The sequence below is a fragment of the Acetobacter sp. genome (genome assembly GCF_047723915.1).
In the GTDB taxonomy this organism is placed as follows: domain Bacteria; phylum Pseudomonadota; class Alphaproteobacteria; order Acetobacterales; family Acetobacteraceae; genus Acetobacter.
The window spans coordinates 1-21,139 of the sequence record NZ_JBDOBQ010000034.1 but is presented as its reverse complement, the minus strand read 5'-3'; the positions used below and the strand labels follow the sequence as shown (position 1 = coordinate 21,139).

Sequence of the window (21,139 nt, the reverse complement as noted above, 5' to 3'; positions counted from 1 at the left end):
CAAGCCACAAGCCACAAGCCACAAGCCACAAGCCACAACGAATACTATAGCAACGCTCACGCACCAGCCATCCATAGCACATATATTGAAACTGACTGGGCTCCCTGATATAGGATCGCTGCTTTTTTGGATATTGACTGCTTTATATTCCATCGCTGAGCGGGACGCGAGAGCTGCATTAACCATGAAATATTTTTGGAACCGATATTTATATTATACTTTGGTCGCATTCTGCGTCTTATGGTACTGTGGCAATATTTTATTCTGGCGTCATTCACCGATCAGCATCAGGCCAGACGGTTTTTCTCTAACATTCAATAGCATGATGGAAAACCTCCTTCATGGACGGTTTGATGTCGATCCCAAGACCGTTGGAGATGAAGGCTTTTTACGTAATGGGCGGGTTTACGCGTATTGGGGGCTTTTTCCTGCCTTCTTGCGCATGCCTTTTCTACTTTTACCGCAGGGGCAGCATTTCGATATCACACGGTTATCATGCATCCTCGCGACCCTGATCATGTTTATCATCAACTGCAAGACCGTCCAGTATGTAGCAGAACACGCACTGCAAAGAACACCGTGGCTGAAGACCGTACTTTTTGTAACAGTCGCGTTCACAGGCGTACAAATATGCTTTCTGCGGCCGTCTCTATACCAGGAAGTATGCCTGTGGTCTCTCGTGTTTGCCGTATTTTTTGTCTATTGGGCTTTGCGCGCATGTCTTCAAGCTCAGGATACCCCAAAAGCGCTCGTCTGGATGGCTCTTGCCTCTGTGCTGGCGCTGCTGACACGGGTTTCAATGGGGATCGGGCTTTATGCGGCGGAAAGCCTGTTCGGCCTTCTGATCCTGTGGCGCTGCTGGCGCGACACGTCCTGCCCATCCGTGCCTCTGGTCCGGTCATGGCTACGCCATTGCGCTGTGGCAGTTTTTATTTTGCTAGCCGGGGTCGCCCTGACATCCTTCATTAATTTTGAACGGTGGGGAAACCCGTTAACATTTGCCAACTACCACATTTACCTGTTCAATATAAAATATCCTGACCGCCTGCCCCGAACAGAGCAGTATGGTCTTTTCAATACACATCGCATTCCGCTCGGGCTTATCTATTTCTTCTTTCCAGTCTGGGTTTTGCGCAATAGCGAAGGCCATTTTTTCTTTCAGGACGCGTTCTCACGCCTGATAGACGCAGCGGAACTTCCTCCCAGCAGCTTTTTCCTGACGGATGGACTTTTTCTTTTTTTCAGCGCTGTTTTCGTCATCTCCCTTGTCCAAGGGAGACATTACCCCGCCATGGCCAGAGCGGCATCTTTTGCCATCATGGCAGGACTTGTCATCCCCGCAATCCTCATGCTCATGGCTATCAGCATGAATTTTCGTTACCGAGCGGAGTTCTATCCGCTCATTCTGTTTTCAGGCTTCATGGGCGCAATTTTTATCGCGCAACATCTCCATGACAGAAAGTGGATCAAACCTTTTTCAATCATACTGACAGTCGTTGGCGTCATATCCTCCCATCTTGTTCTGGTCCTTTATGATCTGAGCGAAATGGGGCCGGCCGGCCGTCTTCTCAAGCATGGCGTTGCGGATTACTACCTCTCCCGTATGGGACTGAAACCATGACAGATTTCTCTCCATATGACCGCACCACCTCGTTCGACAGGGGGCTCACCAGTCAAGCGTGAGCAAACTCCGCCAAGGGACAGTTCCGCCCCTGCCATCATGAAGGGGTCACGGTAACCGCCCTCATGCGCAGGGCCGTACCAGCCTGCCGGTATGATTATCGATCCAGATTTCTAAAAAAACAGCACATGCACAGCGACTGCGCCCAAGCGACCAGAACACCCGCGCTGTCGCAACGCGTGACCCAACGGCTGAACGACCCGCGCCCTCCCCGCCCCTGGATTACGCGGATTCCGAACAGGCTGCATGATCGCCTGCTACGCCAGAGAGGTATGACACCACAACGTTATACCTTTGGATGTGCCAGAACGATGAATAATCGTGACTGGTGTTTTTCAAACAACTCCGAGATGGCCCCCTATACAAAAAAGGGCGGCCCGAAGACCGCCCTGCATGACCCGTGCTGTCTGCCCTATTCCATCCATTCCGCGATATCGGGGCAGGAGCAGATCAGGTTCTTGTCGCCATGGGCGTTGTCGATCCGGCCTACTGGTGGCCAGTATTTGTTGGCCGGGCGCACGCCGGGCGGAAAGCAGGCCTGCTGGCGGGTATAGGGGTGGGTCCATTCGGCAGCCCCCAGGGCAGCCCCCGTATGGGGCGCGTGCCGCAGGACCGAGTGTTCGGCCGTAACCTCGCCCCGTTCGATGGCGCGCACTTCTTCCCGAATGGCCAGCATGACGTCGCAAAAGCGGTCAAGCTCGGCCTTGCCTTCGGATTCTGTGGGCTCGATCATGAACGTGCCCGCAACGGGAAAGCTGACCGTGGGGGCGTGAAAGCCGTAATCCACCAGCCTTTTGGCCAGATCATCCACGCTGACCCCCGTGCTGTCCTTGATCGGCCGCAGGTCCAGAATACATTCATGCGCCACCCGCCCCTGCGCGCCGCGATACAGCACCGGGTAGTCGGCCACCAGACGGCTGACAATGTAATTGGCGTTCAGGATCGCAACCTGCGTTGCCCGGCGCAGCCCGTCATCCCCCATCAGGCGGATATAGGCCCATGAGATCGGCAGGATGGAGGCCGAACCGAACGGTGCGGCACTGACCGCCAGCCCCGATGTACCATCCGCCGGGTTGCTGGGCAGGAACGGGGCCAGATGCGCGCGCACGCCAATCGGGCCCATACCCGGCCCGCCGCCGCCATGCGGAATGCAGAAGGTCTTGTGCAGGTTGAAATGGCTGACATCGCCGCCGTAATCGCCGGGGCGGGCAAGGCCCACCTGCGCGTTCAGGTTCGCGCCGTCCACATAGACCTGCCCCCCGGCCTCATGCACCAGATCGCAGATGGCGCGCATGTTTTCCTCGAACACGCCATGGGTGGACGGATAGGTGATCATGACCGCCGCCAGATCAGCCGCATGGGCGGCCACTTTCGCGCGCATGTCTTCCAGGTCGATATTGCCCTGGGTGTCGCATTTGACCACAACCACCTTCATACCCGCCATCTGGGCGGAAGCCGGGTTGGTGCCATGGGCGGATGCGGGAATAAGGCAGACCGTGCGCCCCGCCTGCCCATTGGCACGGTGATAGGCGCGAATGGCCAGCAGCCCGGCATATTCGCCCTGCGCGCCCGAATTGGGCTGGAAGGATACCGTGTCATACCCGCTGATGGCGCACAGCCAGCGTTCCAGATCGGCCAGCAGTGTCTGGTAGCCACGGGTCTGTTCGGCGGGGGCGAACGGGTGCAGGTCGCAAAAGCCCGGCCAGGTGATGGGCAGCATCTCCACCGTGGCGTTCAGCTTCATGGTGCAGGACCCCAGCGGGATCATGGTGCGGTCAAGGGCCAGATCCTGGTCGGACAGGCGGCGCAGGTAGCGTAGCATGTCGGTTTCGGACCGGCAGGACGAAAACACCGCCTGCCGCATGAACGCCGACTGGCGGACAAGCCCCGCTGGCAGGGCGCAGGACGGGGCAGGCAGCTTTGCCGCCATCCGGGCCACCTGTTCGGCATCGGGGCAGAATACGCCCCATACCGCGTTCACGGTCCGGGCGGTGGTGGTTTCGTCCAGGCTGATGCCAATACGCCCACCGCCCGCGTCACGCAGGTTCAGCCCTGCCCCGCGCGCGCGGGCCAGCAGGTCGGGGGCTGCCGCACCGGCATCAACGCTCAGTGTGTCGAACAGGGGCTGGTCCACCACCGCCACGCCCAGCGCCCGCAGGCCGGCGGCCAGTGTGACGCCAAACCCGTGGACGCGCCGCGCAATGGCCTTGAGCCCTTCCGGCCCGTGATAGACCGCATACATGCCCGCGATCACGGCCAGCAGCACCTGCGCCGTGCAGATGTTCGATGTCGCCTTTTCGCGCCGGATATGCTGTTCGCGCGTTTGCAGGGCCAGCCGGTAGGCCGGACGGCCCGCGCTGTCGACCGACACGCCCACAAGGCGGCCGGGCATGCTGCGCTTGTAGGCGTCGCGCACCGCCATATAGGCTGCGTGCGGACCGCCAAAGCCCATGGGCACGCCAAAGCGCTGGGTGGACCCCACGGCAATGTCGGCCCCCAGTTCACCGGGGGATGCCAGCAGGGTCAGGGCCAGCGGGTCCGCCGCCATGACGGCAATGCCGCCCGCCGCGTGCAGGGCCGCAATGGCTGCCGTGGGGTCCGCAACCCGGCCGGACGTGCCGGGGTACTGGAACAGCGCGCCAAAAACAGCCGTCGCGTCCAGCTCGGTCGCGGGATCGCCCACGACAAGGCTCCAGCCCATGGGTTCGGCCCGGGTTTTCAGCACCGCTATGGTCTGGGGATGGCAGTCGGCATCGACAAAGAACGCCGTGGCCTTGGACGACGCCACACGCCGGGCCAGGGCCATGCCCTCGGCCGCCGCCGTCGCCTCATCCAGCAGGGAGGCATTGGCAATGTCCAGCCCGGTCAGTTCGGTCACCATGGTCTGGAAGTTCAGCAGCGCTTCAAGGCGCCCCTGGCTGATTTCGGGCTGGTAGGGCGTATAGGCCGTGTACCAGGCCGGGTTTTCCAGAATATTGCGCCCGATGACCGCAGGCAGGATGGTGCCGTAATACCCCTGCCCGATCAGCGATGTCAGCACCGTGTTCTGGGCAGCAAGGTCACGCAGGCGGGCCAGCACTTCGGTCTCGCTCCAGCCTTCGCCGATATCGGTGGGGTGCCGCGCGCGGATGGACGCCGGCAGGGTCTGGTCGGTCAGCGCGTCGAGCGAGGCAGCCCCCACCGTGCGCAGCATGGCGGCCTGGTCCTCGGGCGTGGGGCCGATATGGCGCGCGGCGAACGCCCCGGCCTGTTCCTTCAGCCCCGCAAAGGCGGGCAGGGCGTCAACACCATGTGCCGATCCGTGATCGGGGCCGGAAGCGTGAGAATACATAAGACGTTATCCTGAACAGGCAAAACACGAACACACCGGCGCAAGGAACCGACCGGCACTTTTCAACACGGCTGCACCGCCCCTGCGATGCAGCCCGGCAGGATGGCAGGGCGGAAACCGGGCCTGCCCCGCAGGCCGGCACCCGGCCCCGGGCCTGCCGTCAGCCCAGAAGGGCCTTGTAGGCGGCGGCATCCATCAGGGAGGAAAGCTGGGCCGCATCCGTCACGCGGAAAGTGAAAATCCAGCCCTCACCCTCCGGGTCGGCGCTGACACGGGCCGGGTCGTCGGCCAGCACGGGGTTGCCTTCCAGCACCACGCCATCGACCGGGGCGTAAATGTCTGACGCCGCCTTGACGGATTCGACCACAGCAGCGGATTCGCCCGATTTCAGCTCCGTGCCGGTGGGGCGCACTTCCACAAACACCAGTTCACCCAGTTCGTCCGCCGCGTGCTGGGTAATGCCCACCACAGCCGTATCGCCTTCAACCCGCAGCCATTCGTGTTCGCTGGTGTAATAAACGGTCATCCGTGTTGTGCTCCCCGCACTTTATTTTGAAAATTCGTTGAAAAAATCAATAAAAAACGGGCCTGTCCCGACAGGGACCATGCCCGTTCGCCCTTAACGCCTGAAACCCGCCGGCACGAACGGCAGCGGGCTTACAGTACACGGCACCGCACGGCCGCGCAGTTCGGCCACGACCTGCGTGCCCGCCGCCGCATGCGGTGTCGCGACATACCCCATGGCCACCGGGGCTTCCACCGTGGGGCCGAACCCGCCGGAGGTAATGCCGCCAATGCCATCGGCAAAGCTGCTATCGGTGTAAAGCGGGGCACCACCGCGCACGGGGGCACGGCCATCGGGGCGCAGGCCCACGCGTTTGCGGGTCACACCCTGGGCCAGTTGGGCCAGAACGATTTCGGCACCGGGAAAACCTCCAGCCCGCGCACCGCCCGTGCGGCGGCTTTTCTGGATGGACCATTCCAGCCCGGCCTCGACCGGGGTAGTGGTTTCATCGATATCCGCACCGTACAGGCACAGCCCGGCCTCAAGCCGCAGGCTGTCGCGCGCGCCCAGCCCAATGGGCCTGACCTGCGGCTGCGCGGTCAGCGCGGTGGCCAGTGCCTCGGCCCCTGTGGCGGGAATGGAAATTTCAAACCCGTCCTCCCCCGTATAACCCGACCGCGAGATCACGCAGTCCGCCCCGGCAATGGGCAGCACCCGCACATCCATGAACGCCATGGCGCGCAGGGTCCCGGCATCGGCGGGGGAGAGAATGGCGGCCAGTGCGTCCTCCGCCGCCGGGCCCTGCAGGGCGATCAGGGCGCGGTCTTCCAGCACCTCGACCGTGCAGTCGGCTGCAAGCCCCGCACGCAGATGCGCGATATCCGCCGCCTTGCACGCGGCGTTCACCACCAGCAGGATCGTGTCATCCAGCCGGGTGATCATCAGGTCATCGAGAATACCGCCCGCCGCGTTGGTGAACTGCGTGTAGCGCTGCCGACCGGGCTTGAGGGCGACAATATCGGCGGGCACCAGCCGCTCAAGCGCCGCGGCCACATCGGCCACGTTGCCCGAACGCGCGGTTACGCGCACCTGCCCCATATGCGAGACATCGAACAGGCCCGCCGCCTCACGCGTGTGACGGTGTTCGACCATAATGCCATCGGCATATTGCACGGGCATGGCGTAGCCCGCGAACGGCACCATTTTGCCGCCCTGGCGCACATGCCAGTCATATAAAGGGGTTTGGAGCAGGGCGGTGGTGTCCATACGTGCAGCCTTCAGGTAAGGCCCGACACCCACCCGGCCTGGCCGGGGTAAAACAGGGGTGCGGGACCGGAGTGTCCGCTGCCCCTTCTGTGCTTGTGCCTGAGATCGCTATCCCGTCGGCGGATGCCACTTGGGGCACCTCTCTCCAGAAGTTTTGCGCGCAGGGTCCTTTTGCCTGAGAGTTTCCGGGGCGGTTGCTCCTTCGGCGCTGGCGCGTGGCCAGTCTCTCCCTCTGCGCGACATCAAAGGTCGCATTATTTCAAACCCGAGTCAATCGCGACCATGCCTCCACGCCAGCCGGTCCGTGGGGGTGGCGTGGGGCTGGCGGCGCGTTCGGGGCCGTCAGGTCGTGGGCAGGTGCCGGGCGATATAGGGCGGCAGGTTGAACGCGCCGGCATGGATTTCGGGCGTCCAGTACTGGGTCTTGCCCGCAATGCCCGCCTGTTCGGCCCGCGCGCGCACCTTCGCCACGTCCTGCCCGGCCAGCGCACCGCCCTTGGAGGCAATGCCCAGCGTCATGAACCCGCCCACATAGGTGGGCACCGCCGCGACATAGGCCGACACATGCGCAAAGAACTTGGCGCGGCGCAGGCTGGTTTCGTACAGTTCTTCAGCCTGCATGAAGGGCACGCCGCACTGGTTCACGATCAGGCCCTGCGCGGTCAGCACCCGGGCGCAGTTTTCGTAGAACGAATCCGTGAACAGGACCTCACCCACACCGATCGGGTCCGTGCTGTCGACGATAATGACATCGAACGACGCATCGGGCGCGCGGGTCACGTAGTCGATTCCGTCACCCACGATCACCTCGGCGCGCGGGTTGGTCCAGGCGTCCCCCGCGATGGCGGGCAGGTACTGCTTGGACAGGTCGATGACCGCACCGTCGATTTCCACCATGACGGCTTTTTCGACACCGGGATGTTCGAGCACGCGACGCAGCACCCCGCCATCGCCCGCGCCGATAATCAGCACCTTTCTGGGGTCCGGGTGGCTGAACAGCGGCACATGGGTCAGCATTTCCTGGTACACGAACTCGTCACGCTCGGTAATCTGCACCACGCCGTCCAGCAGCAGCACCCGACCGTGAGATTCGCTTTCGAACACGACAATGTCCTGGAACGGGCTGCGCACGCGCGCCAGTTCGGTCATCACGCGGAAGCGCTGGCCCCACTTGTCGTACAGGGTTTCTTCAATCCATGTTTCAGCCATGACAGCAATCCCGCTCAACGCGGCAAGGCTGGCCACACCCGCACGGATGCCGCCAGTCCCACCTGACACCAAATGATGTATATTGGTAAAAGAACGGGCCCGGTCGCAGCCGGGCCCCGTAGCTTCACGCCGCGACGCGACCGCGACGTTCTTCGTTCACTTCAAGCCGTTTGGCCTGGAACAGACGCTGCATGACCGGAATGGCCAGATGCGGGTCGCATGCGCCACACATGAAGATATCGACCGCCGCAAAATTGCGTTCGGGCCATGTGTGAATGGAAATATGGCTTTCCGCCAGCACCACCACGCCAGACACGCCGCCATTGGGCGTGAAATGGTGAAAATGGCTGTGCAGAATGGTCGCCCCGGCGGTCACCGCCGCTTCGCACAGGGTCTGGTCGATCTTTTCCGGATCGTCCAGGTTGGTCGCACCCCACAGATCGACAAGCAGGTGCGTTCCTGCAAATTTCTCGCCGTTCTTTTCGACAAAGTAGTCTTTACGTTCTTCGTCAGCGGACGAGAGCGGTGATGAAAATGCCTGGTTATTGCTCGGGAGTTCCGAGACCATCCCCAGTTGAGCAAGTGCGTTCATTGACGTACCCCCAAACCAGTAGACAGCCTGTTGGGCGGGATCGCCCCCTTGGGCCAAGAGCGCGCTAACTAGGGCCTTATATCCGCCATTGCAAGCAATAAATGCGCTGTTTCATCGTTTTTTCACAATCCGGCTCGCGCTGTGCATCACGGCCAACAGGCCCGCCCGCGCCTGCGGGCCGGACGGGGAACAGTGCTGCGGCACGCCCCCGGACGCGGGGCAAGACTGGCGGAAGACTGGCAGAAAGTCGGCGCCAGACAGGCTCAGAACCGGAACAGGAGCCGGGGCAGCAGCGGCGCAGGACTGGCATCTTTTTCAGGGCGTGGCGTGGGGGGGCACCTGCATGACGAGCGGGCGGGGCAGATCCATGCGGTCGGCCACCCAGCCACGCAGGCGGCGCAGGGTTTCGGGGTCGTTGGCGTTGATGGCGTCAGCCGCGAGCCTGCTGGCCAGGGCACGCTGACCGGGGGTCAGGGCGCCGTGTTCGGGCAGGGCGCGGCTGCACAGCCTGCCCAGCACCAGCACGGCCTGCGGCCACAGCCCCGCCCGTTCGGACAGGCGGGCGCGCAGGTCCAGCCCCGTATCCGATTCATCCTCGCCCAGCAGCAGCAGGGCTCCTGCGGTATCGCCGGTCATGGCGGCCAGCCGGGCCTCGTCATACCGGCGGCGGGCCGTCAGGTCCGGTGGCAGGTCGGGTAGCAGCCCACGCTCGAGCGCGGCGCGGGCCAGCGCCACCTGCCCCGAATCGAGTGCGGCGCGCGCCAGAAGCTCGGCGCTGTCGGCGCGCATCAGCGGTTCGGCGCTCAGAATTTCGGCCTGGGCAAATACACGCGCGGCCTGCGCTGCGTCACGCAAGGCGGCGGGGTCAGTCATCCTGTCCGCAACATCGCCCGGCCCGCCGGTATCGGGAGTGGCGGAGCCAGCATGCGGTGCGGTGCCGGAAAGCGGCTTTGCCCCCGTACCGGCCCCTGCGGGGCGCAGACCGGGGCGACCCGTGGCAGCGCCTGACCGACCGCCGGGCGCGCCATGGCCGCCGGAGCCGGGGGGCTGTCCGGCATCCTGTGCACCTGATTGCTCTGCCTGCCGCGCCGCAACCAGAAGCTGGCGACCATACCCCGCCAGCAGCTTGGCCTTGGCCGGACCGTCCGTCAGGTGCCGCAGGTTCGCACCCACCACCGCAAGCTGACCCGGCGCGGGTGCCGTCACCTCCTGCCCGGCAGGGCCTGCACCATCACCAGCACCGTTACCCGCGCCAAATACCAGCGCATACAGGGCCGCGCGCCATGCGGCTTCGATCCGGTCGATGGGGGCCTGTTCCCCCGGATTCAATCCAGCCAGCACGGCCAGAGCGGCAGGTACCCTGCCCGCCTGCACCAAAGCCTGCGCGTAATCCAGCCGTATTGCGTCATCCGCCCCGGTGGCGGCAACCGGCGACGCCGCGCCAGTTCCCCCTCCAGCCCCCGTGTCAGCGGCCCCACCAGCGGCCCCACCAGCGCCTCCATCGGCAATTCCGCCATCGGCAATTCCGCCAGCGGCCCCGTGCGGGCTGGCAGCCCGATCGGGCTTATCCGCCCTGCGCCCGGTCTTACGGGCCTGTGCCGCGCGGGCCACCTGCCCGCCAGTGGGCAGGCCGAGCAACTGGGCAAAGGCATCCGCCGCCATGGCCGGGGAAATCTGGTCCTGTTCACGCATCAGCCCCACAAGGGCGGCCCGGGCGTAAGCCGCTGTCTGGGCGGATTCGACCCCGGAAAGACGTTCGAGCATAGCGCGGGCGGTCTCGCCCCCGTCATCCTGGCGGACCAGCAGCGCCTGCGCGAAGGCAAAGGCCGGGTCATCTGGCAGCGCGGCAAGAACGGCCCGCGCATCCGCCGGGCCGAACCGGGCGATATACGTGGCCACGCGGGCGGCCAGCAGGTCACGCACGGGGGCGGGGTAGGTTTGCAGATGGCCAAAATCCCGCGCCAGCAGAATGGCGGTCTGCGTGCTGTCTGCCCCGGCCTGCATCTGATACAGCGCCCGCCACAGCGCCCATTGCGGACCAAGGCGGATATCCGCATCCGCCAGCGGGCGGGCGGCATCCATCTGCCCGGCCAGCAGGGCGGCACTGGCGCGCAGCATGCCAAGACTCTCGGGCGTATCCGCCCCCCAGGACACCCTACCCGCAGGGGCGTGGCCATGCGGCCCGCCTGCCCCAACCACCCCTGCGGGCGGCAGTGTGGGCACGGGTATGGGCAGGTCACGCAGCAGCAGCCAGCTTTCATGCGCCAGCCCGAGGGCAAAGGCCTCCCGCGCGGCAGCAATACGCACCGGCCATGGGGGCAGCGGCGCACTCCCCCCCACCGCAGTCGGGACGACACCGACCCTGCGTGCCACAGGCGCGCTGGCAGTCGGGACGGCACCGGCAGCCCCCGGGCGGGCGGACTTGCCCGGTTCGTCACTACCGGCCAGAGCGCGGGGCTGGGGGGCGGGCTGTGCTTTTCCATCGGGTGCCGATGTGCCGGGTGACGTTGCGTCGGGTGCCGACACCCCGGATTCTGTCGTGCCGGATGCCGTTGCCCCCGGGCCTGTGTCATCCGGCCCGTTTGCTGGACTGCCGTTTTCGTCCAGGCGGGTTTCGGTGCGCGTTGAGGTCACCCGCGTTGGAGTGGCCTGTGCCCTGTCAGCCTGTGTTGTATCAGCCTGTGCCGTGTCAGTCTGCGTTGTGTCAGTCTGAGCGGATTGGGCCTGAATGGATTCGACCGGGCCTGTCTGGGGCTGCGTGGCGTCACCTGGGCTGGTGTCTTCCGCGCCGGTTTTGTCCGGCTGACCTGCCACCGTCTCGGTTACGCTCCGGCTGCCCGAACTGTCATGCGCCGCCCGATTTGCGGCGATCTGCCCTGCCCCAGCCCGCCCCGGCCCCGCCTGCTCCAGCCCTGTCTGCTCCGATCCGGCCTGCCCTGACTCGACTTGACCCTGCTCTGCCTGACTTGCCTCTGCCTGGCCTGGCCCACCCTGACTGGACCTGCTCTGAGCGGGCCCGGTCTCCTCTGCTCCTGTCTGGTCTGGCCTTATCTGGTCTGCCGGGGTGATGCTGTCCTGCTGTGGGGTATCGGGTTGCGCACTGGCATTGTCCGTCTGCCCGACAGCACCGCCGTCGGTCGATGCCTGCTGGGAGAACGTGACAGACCCGGCATCGACATCATCGGTATAGGCCGGGGGCGGGGGCGGGCGCTGGGCTTGAGTCTGGAGCGGGGTCGCGCCCTCTGCCGTGCTGCTGTCCGGCCCAGCACCTGCCGGAATTTCCGCCGGGGCATCGGCCCGCTCTGGCTCGGGGGCCGCACCGTCATGGCCCGCCGCAGCTTTGGGCGCGTCTGCCGTGTTCGCAGGCCTGCCTGTGGGGGCCGCATGGGCCCTGCCCCGTTGCGGCACGGGTGACGCTGGCGCTGTCAACGCCGCCAGCAACGCGGCGTGGGTCCGCAACCAGGTCTGTTGCGCCGTGGCAAGGGCGCTGCCAGCCAAAGGCGGCCCGTTCAGGCCCAGCCATAGCCGGTCCTGCCCCGGCTGGTCGGGCGGGCCGCTGGCAGGCGTTTTGCCAACCGGTAGCGGAGCCATGGCAACAGCTTGCAGGTCCGGCCCGCGTGCGGTTTCGCGCAGCGTAATCTGGGCGGAATCCGCCGCCACCACCACGCCCTGCCAGGACGCGCGCACGCCATACCCTACCGCCGCATGCCCGGCCGGGATGGCCCCCGTCACCGCCACGGATGTCGCAACCAGCAGCCGCCCGCCCGACGCGGGGTCAGGCAGGCTCAGCACGTGCCCGGCAGGTACGCCGGCAAACACGACATGGCCGGGCAGCGCCACCTCCATAGGGGCCGGGCCAGCCTGCGCCGCCACGACGGAAGGAGCAGGCGCGGGAGCCGCCGCAACGGCCGGTGCTGCGGACACGGCAGAGTGCGAACCGGCAGACTGCGCAGCAGCCTGCGGGACGACCTGACGGGTAAGCTGCGGTTCTGCCTGTGGAACTCCCTGTGGGCCTCCCTCTGGAACTCCCCGCGACAGTCCCTGCTGGGCTGTTTTCAAGGCAGGCTGTGGGCCGGGCAGACGCACATGCATGCGCCAGCCGTCGGGGTCATGGGTGAAGGTGACATCACGCACCGCAGCAGGCAGCGCCAGCCGGAACAGTGTCGCATGATCCAGCACGATACTTTGCAGCGCGGCATCCGCCGGGCCGGGCCAGCCAGACAGGCGGGGGGGCTGTGGCAGTGCACGGTCGGCCACAAGCAGCAGCATGTCCCCCGACCGGAACGCGGCCAGACCGGTCGTGCTGTCAGAGGCGATAAAAAGACCCGGCCCGGCCTGCGCATCGGCCACAGACCACGCGGCCGCCCCGCCCCCAGGGAAATGGGGAGCGGAATGGGACGCCGCATGACGGGCAGGATGCTGGCTGGCGCGGGCCAGCACAGCCGACACCGGCATATTTGCCACCAGCATGCTGCCCGCCATCAGCATGGCCATGAACCGCCGACCTGCCCCACCGGGCCGAACCGGCCGCGACACCACCGAAACCCCGCGGCGGGACACGGGGCAGCATTCGGACACACGCAGCCCCGCCGGTGCATGACGGGGGGGAGACAGAACAGTCGCAGGGCGGGATAAAGCCATGCCCCACGCTAGAGCACGACGGCCTGTTTTTCCAGAGCGGGCGGTGGAACCGCGCCCAGCATGGCCTTCAATACCCGCCGGGCACAACGGCCCACACCCGACGCCAGCCCCGTGCTAGAAACCGGGCTGCCTGAAACGCAGGAAGAACGTCATGCCACCGGCCACGGTATACAGGGCCGCATATGCCACGATAACACCCTGCACGCCCCAATGCGTAACCAGACCGGCAGCCAGTGCCGGACCCAGAAAATTGCTTAACCCGCCACCGAGATTCTGGATGGAAACCGCGCCGCCTTTATGAGACGGCACAAGAGCGGGAAAAAGTGCGCTGATCGCCACGAACGACGTTACGGTGACAGCCGCCAGGGCCGCGGCACCGGTTGCGAGAACCATGTTCCCCGGCGCAAACAGTGGCACGTAATAAAAAAGAAGCGTCGTGAGCGCACACCCGAAAAAACCCGCCCAGCGGAGTTGCCTGATCCAGCCGATGCGATCGCCAATAAGCCCCCATGCCACATTGCCGAAAGGCTGGACGAAAAAATACACGCCGTAAACCATCATCCATTGCGCCATGCTAAACCCACCCTGCGCCGATGTATAAAACAGGGGCATGACAACAGGAAAACCGTACAGCGACAGATTGGATACGACCCGCAGGAAAAACATGATTGCAATATCGCGGTTTTTTATAATGACCGGCAGGCTGGCCAGGGCCTGACGCAACGCCCGGCCCGACCCGCCCGCGCCCCGGTCAGGGGTTGCGGCAGACGTAACGGCGAAAAAAGCCACGACGGCCCCGGCCACAATCCAGAACAGGGACATCCACAACGTCGGCAGAACCCCGAAATGGGGGATCGCAATACCTGCGATAAAGGTCGCCAGTACGCCATAGCCGATGGTGTAGACAGACCAGAGCCACCCCAGAGCCGAGGCCAGCCGGGTCTGCGGCGCAACCTGCACGATCCGCAGAAAAAATGCATAAAAGAACAGTGGGTGGGCAAAGCCCCGCAACGCATAAAACAGAAGCATCATTTCATAACTGGATGCTTCAATACCGAATTTTAAAAAAGCCGCCTGGCACAGCACCCACCATGCGGCGCCGACAAGCATGACGTGGCGGGCCCCATACACTTCGGCCAGAATACCCGACAGCCACCCCGAAACCGCGGCCGTCGCCCCGAATGCGGAAAACAGCAGCGCGGCGTCCCGCGCGGAAAAGCCAGTATCCGTCACGTAGCGGGACAGAAACGTGACCTCGATCCCGTCCCCCGTCATAAAAAGGGCGACAGCCACATACCCCCACCCCAGCGCCAGAGGCAAACCCCACACCATGCGCGTAGGCGCACAGGACCGGGCACCGGGCGCATCACCCGTATGTGGGCCATGAGAGGTCATGACCAGGCGGACCCGGCCGGACGCATGAGCCCACAACGCGAAAAGAGGCCACAAAAAGAGAATGCCATGTCTTTAACTATGTATTTGCGGTCGTATAGTTCAGGACAAGCCGCCCACCGTCGACATAGATCGTCTGACCGACAATATAGGATGCGTCATCACTGGCCAGAAAAGACGCAACGCTGGCGACTTCCGCGGGGTCGCCACAGCGCCCGATGGGCGTGCGGGACAGGATCATGTCCTGCTGGTCCGCGTTCATCATCAGTGACTTTTTCACCATGTCGGTCAGAATTGTACCAGGCCCGATGGCGTTGACCCGAATACCGTAGCGGATCAGATCGGCCGCCATGACCGCCGTCAGTTGCCTGATCGCTCCCTTGGAAACCTCGTAGGCGGTAGAAGCAGGATTGACCAGTATCGCATTGGTCGACGACATGTTGATGACACAGCCCCCTTCCCCCTGCGCAATCATGGCGCGGGCTGCCGCCTGCCCGAGCAGGAAAGGCGCCTTGACGTTGACCCGCATGACCGCATCGAAAGCAGTTTCCGGATAGGCGACAAAGTCATCCAGATGCATGATGCCCGCGTTGTTGATCAGAATATCCAGCCGACCGAACGCCGTCAGCGCGGCCTGGACAATACTTTGTGCCCCATCCCTGTCGATTGCGGCAAGATCGGCCGCCAGACAGGCTACCTTTTCACCCAGATGGGCAGTTTGTGTCGTCAGGAATGCCGCGTCGCGGTCGACCATCAGCACCTTTGCACCATCGGCCACCAAACGCTCCGCGCAGGCAAGCCCTATACCCTGGGCCGCGCCAGTCACCAGAGCGACCTTGTTCGTCAGCGTCACGTACACCCTCCTGTATAGTTCAATAAATACTGCATCATCCCTTGGAAAAAAGGCGCAGAAAAAGACGATTTATTGATATCGTTGCACCATTTTTCATGCAGCATTCAGCCTGAATCAGTGCCTGACCGGTCATCAGAATGGTCTGTTTTGACTATGCAATGAAAGAGAGTTTTGCGCGTCCAGCTATCACCCGCAGGAATAGCCAATCCGCCATTGCCCGTCAGGTTCGGGCTTCAGACCAGTTGCTCATCCACAGGGCAAGGCGATGACATGCGCAGAAGACGCAAAACCTGCTGGCCCCCACGACGGCGGGCCACCCCGGCAAGCCTGCCCGGCACTGACCGGGATGGCACTGGCCGGGATGGCACGGACTGGATCACAGGCAAAAAACGGGCGGACGCCGAATGGCGTGGGCGGAAAGCGGTCCCGTCAGGGTATGGGGTGGCCCATACCGCCCGCGCCCGGGCGGCCTGCCACAAGTTCGTTCACCCGGTTGACATCCATGCCACCGGGCAGGGGGTGGCCGAACAGGAAGCCCTGCGCCTGGGTGCAGCCCTCGGCCTTGATCCGCTGGTGCTGCTGCGACGTTTCCACCCCTTCGGCCACCGTATCCACCCCCAGGGTGGCGCCAAGCTGGGCCAGCGCGCTGACAATGGCGTCGCAGTCCGCGCGGGTGTCGCCATCGCGCACGAAGGAACCGTCGATCTTGATCTTGTCGAAGGGGAAGGAGCGCAGATGCGCCAGTGAGGAAAACCCGGTGCCGAAATCGTCCAGGCAGATGGCAACCCCCAGGGCGCGAATGGCCTGGAGGTCGCGCAGCGCATCGGCTCCGCCCTGCATGAGCGCTGTTTCGGTCACTTCCACATTCAGTCGCGCGCCGGGCAGGCCGCTCTGCTCCAGGGCGCGGCTGACCGCGGCGGGCAGGCGGTTCAGCCCCAGGCAGGCGGCGGACACATTGACCGCCACCGTAACCTCGTCCTCCCATTTGGCGGCTTCCGCGCAGGCGGTGGACAGCACGAATTCGTCCAGTTCGTAGATCAGCCCGGTTTCTTCCGCCACGGGTATGAAGTCGGCGGGGGAAATCCAGCCCTGCACAGGGTCGTACCAGCGCAGCAGCGCCTCGCGCGAGACGACGTTGCCGGTCTTGAGGTCGATGATCGGCTGGTAGAACACGAACAGGTCGCGCCGTTCGGCAAAGGCCTCGCGCAGCATGCCTTCCAGGTTGCCGCGCATCTGCAGGCGGACTTCCATTTCCGGCATGAAAACGCGGGCCGTGCCCTTGCCAGCCCCCTTGGCGGCATAAAGCGCCATGTCCGCGCGGGACAGCAGCAGGGTGGGGTCCACGCCGTGTTCGGGCGAATACGCCACCCCGATCGACGCGCCAATCTGGTGTTGCAGGCCCTGGGGCAGGGTGAACGGGCGCTCCAGCGTTCCGATCACCTTCCGGGTCATGATGTCGATGGTCTCGACCGAGGTGGAGGGCACCAGAACCGCGAACTCATCCCCCCCGATCCGCCCGAGGGACGCACCATACGTGTCGCAGATATCGCGCAGCACGTCCGCCACCGTCTTGAGCATGAGATCGCCCGTGGCATGCCCGTACGTGTCGTTGACGAACTTGAAACCGTCCAGGTCCACAAACAGGAGGGCATGCACCTGCGGGTTTTCGGCCTGGCGGATTTTGTCGAGCGTTGCGCTCAGATCGTCAAAAAAGGCGGAACGGTTCTTGAGCCCGGTCAGCGTATCGAAACAGGCCAGTTGCACGATCCGCTCTTCCGCCTTGACCTGGGCGGTCACGAGCGACCACGTCAGCATGGGGCCGATATAGTCGCCCTCCAGTCCGGTAATGCTGGAAATCAGAAGATCGAGAATTTCATCCCCCAGGCGGATACGCGCCCGGTGGGGCAGGTTGCCGGGGTCGGCCAGCAGGGCGCGCTGATGGGCCGGGTTCTTGTGAAAGATATCGACATTGGCGCCGATCAGGTTCTCAACCGGCACGGGCAGCAGATCGCGGATCTGGTCCAGCGTTTGTTTCGAGGTCTCGTTGATATAGGAAATACGCAGCGTTGCGGCATCGAGCATCATCACCGCGACGGGAATCTGGTCGAGCATGCGCAGGAACTGGACCGGCCCCAGGGCAATGCCGTCTGTCATACCGTCTGTAACGCCGCCGGGTGCAGCAGCGGTGCCGCTGTCCGTAGCGCTGTTCAGGTCATTGGGGGCGGGCGGCGCGGGCCGGTCTGTATGCGGCCCTGAAATGTCCTGAGATGTCATTTATCTGTCTGGCTCAAATTACTGATCGCTTCCGACAATAGAACACCCGCGCCATGATCTCATAACACTTTCACAATATCTTCATCGGTACAGGCGCACGCGGGCGCGCGCGGGCGGAAAACTGCGGCGTTCAGGACGGGTGCGGCCCCAGCATGATGACAGCGGCCCCCACCAGGGACAGCGCCACCCCCGCCATGTCCCACCGGTCGGGCACCACGCCTTCGACCAGCCAGCCCCACAGGCAGGACGCGACAATATAAATGCCCCCATAGGCCGCAAAAGCACGACCCGCTGCGTCGGTCTGCACCAGTGTCAGCAGGCTTGCAAACGCCACAAGGGACACGCATCCGGGCATGAGCCACAGCGGCGAGCGGCCAAGCCGCAGCCAGGCCCAGAACGCAAAGCACCCGCCGATTTCGCACAGCGCCGCCGCCGCGTACACAAGCCCCGTCACCATTCCCGCACCTGCCCGGCCCCTTCTGCATCCGCCGCATGCGCGACGCTGCCGGCCACAATGGCAGGCCGGGCCACTACCCGGCAAGCAGGGCGGCGTTACGGGCGCGCAGGGTCGCGAGATCGGGGCCGGTTGGGTAAGAGCCGTTCGCCAGCACCAGTTGCGGCCAGAGCAGGCCATGCACTTCCATGATCCGGCTGGCCAGCCAGCGCCATGTGCAGCGTGTGGCGGCGCTGCCCCATGTCAGCAGCGTTACGCGGTCCGTGGGGGCCGTACCGTCATACGCCCAGGCCAGCAGGCAATGCCCGCCCGCGCTGCCCGGAGTCGTATCGCCACAGGTCTGGCCGGTTACATCCAGCACGCAGGCGCCGTCTGTCGCTTCGATCAGGTCCATATCCGAAACCGAAAGCCGGACCCCCAGATAGGCCACCCCAAACCCGGCCATGACCAGCCGCAGGGCGTTGAAATCGAGCGGGTCCGCACTGCCCCATAGCGGGTACAGGGTCTGCGCGCCCAGCGCAAAACCGTGCCGGGCGGCATACGCCAGAATATCAGCCTCCACCCCGCCCAGATCGGTTGCGGGGCTGGCAGGGCTGTAGCCCGTGCTTGCGGCGTAAAAGCGGATGGCATCGGCCTGCGTCACCGCCACCTGGTACCCCCCCAGTGCCGCCACGGCCCGGATGGCGTTACCCAGCCCCGCGCTGGTGCAGTCACCCAGCGTGTCGTTGCCCAGCATCAGCGGGGCGGGGTCAATACCTGTGCGGAGCAGCCGTGGCGGGGGCAGCACCTGCATCATGCGCAGCCCCGCCAAGCGCGGTTGCCGGGCCTGTACACGCGCGGGCAGGCAGCCCAGCCTGCGCGAGAGCACCCGCGCGCGCCCGACCGGTCCGTTATGCATGGCTGTACCTTTTTCGAATTCCGGCGGCGGCGCCAACTTTACGCCAGAATTGGCGTTACACTGGTAAGAGGCACAACATGAGGACTGTCTGAGACCCCGACCACCGCAGGGTCGCGTTCGCAAACAGTCCGTAAAGGAGGTCCGCCATGTTTAAACTGAGTAGTATCGGCCTGCTGCTGGCCACATGCCTGCTGTCCGGTTGCGGACATGACCACGATCACCGCCGGGACGGCTACTACCGCGACGGCTACCACGGTGGCGACCGCCACCGCGACGGGCGCTGGTAAAGCCCCTTGAAACCTGCCCCCGGCGCACCCGCGACATAACGGGGGCAGGCCTGGACCCGGCGCAAGGGTTCAGCCCACGCCCAGAATTTTCAGGGCCTGGCGCTCGGTCATGCGGGGCTGGCCGGGTGTGAGGGCGGCACCCGCAAGACCCAGCACCCCGCTGAACAGGTTTATCAGCGTATCCAGTGCGTTCAGCGCCGTTGTGGCATCCGCCCCGACACTGGCTGAAAACGTTGATCCCCCGCCCTGTATGGCCGCGGCAATGGCGGAAGACACCGCCCCCATATCGGACAGGATGGAATTGACCAGCGTTTTCCATGTCGCATCGTCATAGGACACAGCCAGTGCCGGACCCACGGCGGCGGAAAACGCCCCCAGCGCCCCAGACAGCCCGGCGCAGGCCGTGCGAATACCCGCGACATACGGGGCAAGGCCCGGCAGGGGGGCCAGAAAATCCATGACCGTGGCCGCAGCGTTCAGTCCCGCCTGGCCATAGGCCCGGACCTTTGCAACATCGAGCGTAACGGTGGTGGTGGAACCCGACGTGGTAACAGTGCAGGCAGCAAGAGTGGTGGCGGCCGCAAGCGCGCCCATGCGCGCCCCGTGCCGCATGACCGCGCGGCGGGAAAAAATCATGACAGTATCTTTCTCCATAAACCAGACCGGATAAAACAGACCGGACACAACAGACAGGTCGACGACAGAGCGGTCCCTGCGTGCCCCTTTTTTCGGGGCAGAATCCCCAAACAACCTGAACGGCCCGCGTTCAGGATTTGCCAGCCTTCACGTCATCCGCGTTGGTGGCATGCCCGCCGTTCTGGGCCACGGCATTGACCAGCAGGTAAAGTTGCAGCCACACCCCGGCGGTTTTGGGACGGGGCCAGAACCGCGCCACAATGGCGCACAGCGTTACGGCGAGCGAGGCAAACAGCCCCAGTACGGTCGCGGTGTCATTCATGCATCGATCGCTTTCTGAAAAAACTGCTGGTTACAGGCGGCATTGGCCGCACCCAGCATGGTGTTGTAATATTGCTTGTGGTACGCGCTCAGCCCGGCGGCGCGACCGGCCTGCGGCAAAGGGGCCGCAGCGCGGTAGTATTTGATCCGCGCCATGGCGCAGGCATAACCCAGGTTTGACACCATCAGCCCCGCCGACGGAGCCTGCATGCCCGCAATCGCCCTGACGGGGTCGGCCAACGCGGGATGTGCCGACAGAAAACTGGCCCAGCAGTCATCATGCGTTGCAGGTTCCATCTGGAACACCCCCAGCGCCGGACCGCTGACCTGCCTGAGAAACACCAGCCCGCTCTCGGCCAGGGCGGTGCCGGTCAGCAGGTTGAGGGCTGCCGGGCCATCCAGCCCGAGCCGCAGCAGCGTTGGCCGCACCACCAGCGCCTTGAACTGGCCAGGATCGAGCCCGCTCATGTTCAGCGCCCCGCCAGATGGGCAAGGACCGCAACCGCGCGCACCAGCCCGTCTATCCCGATCAGGCCGATGGCGGCATAAACCAGACGGATTCCATTTCTGGCGAAATCGATAATCCGCAACAGGCCATTGACGGAATTTTCAAGCCGTTCCACCGCGCGTTCCAGTGAATCCACCCGCCCTTCAAGCCGACCGATATCCCGGTCGAGGGATGTCGCGGGTAGCGGCGGCGCAAGCCCGCTTTGCGGGTCCGCTCCGGCACCCGACGGATCGGGTGGGGTGGTGCGGGGTGCGCCTGCGCAGGCCGCGCCCGGATCGGGCGGGTGGGCAC

17 protein-coding genes and 1 riboswitch are annotated in these 21,139 nt (G+C 64.5%); of the genes, 2 read left to right on the top strand and 15 right to left on the bottom strand.

Annotated elements, in window-relative coordinates; genetic code table 11:
- The first annotated feature begins 322 nt into the window (after nt 1-322).
- Nucleotides 323-1,621: a hypothetical protein gene (locus ABF990_RS13465; protein ID WP_415500784.1), complete on the top strand. Its 1,299-nt coding sequence runs from the start codon at nt 323-325 to the stop codon at nt 1,619-1,621.
- A gap of 472 nt (nt 1,622-2,093) precedes the next feature.
- Here the strand turns inward: ABF990_RS13465 and gcvP are convergent, their stop codons facing one another.
- The 11 genes from gcvP to ABF990_RS13410 form a co-directional block, all read right to left on the bottom strand.
- Nucleotides 2,094-5,012: an aminomethyl-transferring glycine dehydrogenase gene (gcvP, locus tag ABF990_RS13460; protein ID WP_415500785.1), complete on the bottom strand. Its 2,919-nt coding sequence runs from the start codon at nt 5,010-5,012 to the stop codon at nt 2,094-2,096.
- Between the two features lie 160 nt (nt 5,013-5,172).
- Nucleotides 5,173-5,538: a glycine cleavage system protein GcvH gene (gene gcvH, locus ABF990_RS13455; protein WP_415491507.1), complete on the bottom strand. Its 366-nt coding sequence runs from the start codon at nt 5,536-5,538 to the stop codon at nt 5,173-5,175.
- A gap of 93 nt (nt 5,539-5,631) precedes the next feature.
- Entirely contained in the window at nt 5,632-6,783 is a 1,152-nt protein-coding gene (gene gcvT / locus ABF990_RS13450; protein WP_415500786.1) for a glycine cleavage system aminomethyltransferase GcvT, read from the bottom strand.
- 154 nt (nt 6,784-6,937) lie between these two features.
- Nucleotides 6,938-7,025, bottom strand: a riboswitch (glycine riboswitch).
- A gap of 100 nt (nt 7,026-7,125) precedes the next feature.
- On the bottom strand, nt 7,126-7,992 hold the full coding sequence (gene speE, locus ABF990_RS13445; protein WP_415500787.1) for a polyamine aminopropyltransferase: 867 nt from the start codon (nt 7,990-7,992) through the stop codon (nt 7,126-7,128).
- A gap of 124 nt (nt 7,993-8,116) precedes the next feature.
- Nucleotides 8,117-8,584, bottom strand: coding sequence for an adenosylmethionine decarboxylase (gene speD, locus ABF990_RS13440; RefSeq protein ID WP_415491510.1), 468 nt, complete (start codon nt 8,582-8,584; stop codon nt 8,117-8,119).
- 315 nt (nt 8,585-8,899) lie between these two features.
- Nucleotides 8,900-13,225, bottom strand: coding sequence for a hypothetical protein (locus ABF990_RS13435; protein WP_415506648.1), 4,326 nt, complete (start codon nt 13,223-13,225; stop codon nt 8,900-8,902).
- A 114-nt stretch (nt 13,226-13,339) separates the two neighbouring features.
- Complete coding sequence (locus tag ABF990_RS13430; protein ID WP_415500835.1) at nt 13,340-14,620, bottom strand: MFS transporter; 1,281 nt, start codon at nt 14,618-14,620, stop codon at nt 13,340-13,342.
- Nucleotides 14,621-14,696: 76 nt separating this feature from the next.
- Nucleotides 14,697-15,470 carry an SDR family NAD(P)-dependent oxidoreductase gene (locus tag ABF990_RS13425; protein WP_415500834.1) on the bottom strand — a complete coding sequence of 258 codons (774 nt, stop codon included), beginning with the start codon at nt 15,468-15,470 and terminating at the stop codon, nt 14,697-14,699.
- Nucleotides 15,471-15,899: 429 nt separating this feature from the next.
- Nucleotides 15,900-17,744 (bottom strand): putative bifunctional diguanylate cyclase/phosphodiesterase, encoded by a 1,845-nt coding sequence (locus tag ABF990_RS13420; protein WP_415491514.1) that lies wholly within the window; start codon nt 17,742-17,744, stop codon nt 15,900-15,902.
- Between the two features lie 130 nt (nt 17,745-17,874).
- On the bottom strand, nt 17,875-18,201 hold the full coding sequence (locus ABF990_RS13415) for a YnfA family protein (RefSeq protein ID WP_415491515.1): 327 nt from the start codon (nt 18,199-18,201) through the stop codon (nt 17,875-17,877).
- A 73-nt stretch (nt 18,202-18,274) separates the two neighbouring features.
- Nucleotides 18,275-19,066, bottom strand: a complete 792-nt coding sequence (locus ABF990_RS13410) for a hypothetical protein (RefSeq protein WP_415491532.1) — start codon at nt 19,064-19,066, stop codon at nt 18,275-18,277.
- Nucleotides 19,067-19,242: 176 nt separating this feature from the next.
- Between ABF990_RS13410 and ABF990_RS13405 the strand changes: the two genes are divergently transcribed.
- A complete protein-coding gene (locus ABF990_RS13405) occupies nt 19,243-19,383 on the top strand; it encodes a hypothetical protein (protein WP_415500833.1) in 141 nt (46 codons plus the stop codon).
- Between the two features lie 69 nt (nt 19,384-19,452).
- Here the strand turns inward: ABF990_RS13405 and ABF990_RS13400 are convergent, their stop codons facing one another.
- The 4 genes from ABF990_RS13400 to ABF990_RS13385 form a co-directional block, all read right to left on the bottom strand.
- Nucleotides 19,453-20,019: a hypothetical protein gene (locus ABF990_RS13400; protein ID WP_415500832.1), complete on the bottom strand. Its 567-nt coding sequence runs from the start codon at nt 20,017-20,019 to the stop codon at nt 19,453-19,455.
- 130 nt (nt 20,020-20,149) lie between these two features.
- Entirely contained in the window at nt 20,150-20,341 is a 192-nt protein-coding gene (locus ABF990_RS13395) for a hypothetical protein (protein ID WP_415491518.1), read from the bottom strand.
- Nucleotides 20,338-20,808: a hypothetical protein gene (locus ABF990_RS13390; protein WP_415500831.1), complete on the bottom strand. Its 471-nt coding sequence runs from the start codon at nt 20,806-20,808 to the stop codon at nt 20,338-20,340. The genes ABF990_RS13395 and ABF990_RS13390 overlap by 4 nt, the downstream gene beginning before the upstream one ends.
- Nucleotides 20,809-20,810: 2 nt before the next feature.
- Nucleotides 20,811-21,139 (bottom strand): hypothetical protein (locus tag ABF990_RS13385; protein ID WP_415506647.1); only part of this gene is annotated, 329 nt, incomplete at its 5' end.